This window comes from Segeticoccus rhizosphaerae, from assembly GCF_009192725.1.
GTDB lineage: Bacteria > Actinomycetota > Actinomycetes > Actinomycetales > Dermatophilaceae > Segeticoccus > Segeticoccus rhizosphaerae.
Genome location: NZ_VOHR01000483.1, coordinates 1 through 2028, shown reverse-complemented (window position 1 = coordinate 2028; position 2028 = coordinate 1). Strand labels below are relative to the sequence as shown.

Annotated in this window: 1 protein-coding gene and 1 pseudogene; one reads left to right on the top strand and one right to left on the bottom strand. The window is 73.7% G+C overall.

Features of this window, described 5'->3' with window-relative positions; genetic code table 11:
* Positions 1–1861 (bottom strand): AAA family ATPase (locus tag FRW57_RS20885; RefSeq protein ID WP_152186966.1); only part of this gene is annotated, 1861 nt, incomplete at its 3' end.
* A gap of 91 nt (positions 1862–1952) precedes the next feature.
* Here FRW57_RS20885 and FRW57_RS24630 point away from each other — a divergent pair.
* Positions 1953–2028, top strand: a pseudogene (locus FRW57_RS24630) (NADH-quinone oxidoreductase subunit C); the annotation flags it as partial.

The window sequence follows — 2028 nt, the reverse complement described above, 5'->3', positions numbered from 1 at the left end:
CGCGCTCCCCCAGTGCGAGCGCGAGCTCGCCGTGCAGGTCGGGCGGAGGCGGTCCGGGCCGCAGCAGGGCCCGCGCCTGGCGGGTGAGGCGGGCGCGTGCGAGGACACCGAGGTCGAGGTCGCCGGAGCGGCGTTGCTCCTTCGAGGCAGTCGCCGCGACCAGCTCGGGGAGCGGGGCGTCGAAGACCTCCAGCCTGAAGACCTCGAGGGAGTCACGCACCTGCTCCATGAGGGTCAGAGAGCTCTCCCAGTCGGTCAACGTCCCGGGCACCGGCAGCCCGGCTTCGTCCGCCAGTTCCGCCATCTGGCGGCGCGCCGCCTCCAGCTCGCCGCCCTCCAGTCGCTTGGTGATGTCGAGGGCCCGGGCGGCTTCTTCGTCCGACGTGAACCGCGAGGCATACCACGGGTCTTCCTCGTCGCCGGAGGTCCACGCGCCGAGCTCGGCGGCCTCGGTGAGTCGCGCACCGAGCTCGTCGATGCGGTCCCTCGTCAAACCGTCGAGGACGGCACCCTCCAGCCGGACGCGGGACATCGGCGCGGCGGGCCGCGCGGCGAAGGCGGACAGTGCCACCTGTGCGTCGAAGGCGCTGACGCCCCACGGCTCCCGCCGGTCGTGCAGCGAAGCCAGGTGAGTCGCCAGCTCTCCGCGTCGCTGGACCAGTCTGGCGTTGACCTCGGCAGGATCGTCGTCGACGGCATCGGAGGCGGCGACCAGCGAGGCATCGAGGGCGGCGACCAGCTCGGCGGCCACGCGCCGCCGGTCTCGAGGGTCCTCGTGGTCGGCCTGCACCAGGTCACCGAGTCCGACGCGGTCGAGCCGTTGTCGGACCGCCTCGATGGCAGCCCGCTTCTCCGAGACGAGCAGCACCCGTTGCCCGTCCGCCGCCAGCGCCGCGACGAGGCCCGCGATCGTCTGCGTCTTGCCCGTGCCCGGTGCGCCCTCGACGACCAGGTTGACGCCCGAGCGCACGGCCTCCACGGCCGCCTGCTGTGACCAGTCGAGGTCCAGCACGGCCAGCTCGGCCTCGGGGTCCGGGTCGGCCGGCCAGTCCGGTGCGGTCGTGGCGATGGTGGCCGTCGCGCCCGGGTCACCGGCCAGGGCCGCCACGACGTCATGGTCGACGAGCAGGTCTCCGTGCGCCGCGAGGTCCGCGACCATGGGCAGCTTCTCGTGCGAGAAGGTGCCGACCACGAGCCGGGGACTGATCCTGAACCCTGGCACCTGCCGGCAGGCCCCCGACAGCTCGGCGTAGACGGGGTGGGGGTCGAATCCCTTGCGCACCAGCGCCCGGTCGGCCAGGTCGGCGCCGTCGATCTCGAGGCCTCGCTCGGACCGGAGGTAGTGCAGCAGCACCGGGTTCAACTCGACGTCGGGGCCGAGGTCGACGTCGAAGTCGAGCTCCGCCGGGCCGGTGGGCCACAGCGTGCAGCTGCGCAGCAGGACGGGAGCGGCTGGGGGGCGAGGTGCGTGCGGGACGTCCCAGGTCGCCATACCCACCGCGATGTAGCTCGTGGTGAGCCCGTGCTCCTCCCACAGCTCCACGGCCTTGTGCCGGATGTTGCGCACCCGCTCGCGAGCCTGCTGCAGCGCCACGGGCTCCCGCACCAGGTCCGACAGGCGGGTCGGTCTGCCGGCGAGGAGCATCGCCACCCCGCCCGGGTGGGCGGTGGTCAGGTCGAGGGTGCCGCCCGGCAGGTCCCGGTGCCACAGCAGGGTGTTGGGTCCGCCGACCAGGGACAGCTCGTGCTGCCAGCCCTGCACCGCCACCCCCACGCGTTGGGCACGGGCGCCGCTGCGTGACACGTCGACGCCGTCGGCGCCGGGCGCCGCTCCGCGCGAGTCGTCGGAAGTGCTGCTCACCCCCGCAGGCTAACGAACCCTGCCGGTCATCACCGCCATGGCTCCGAGCAGTGCGGCGAGCCCGGCCGCCAGGGCGCAGAGCCAGCCGAAGCCCCAGCGCAAGGACTACCCCCTCGGTGGCATCCCGGTGGAGTACAAGGGCGCCACCGTGCCGCCGCCGGACCAGC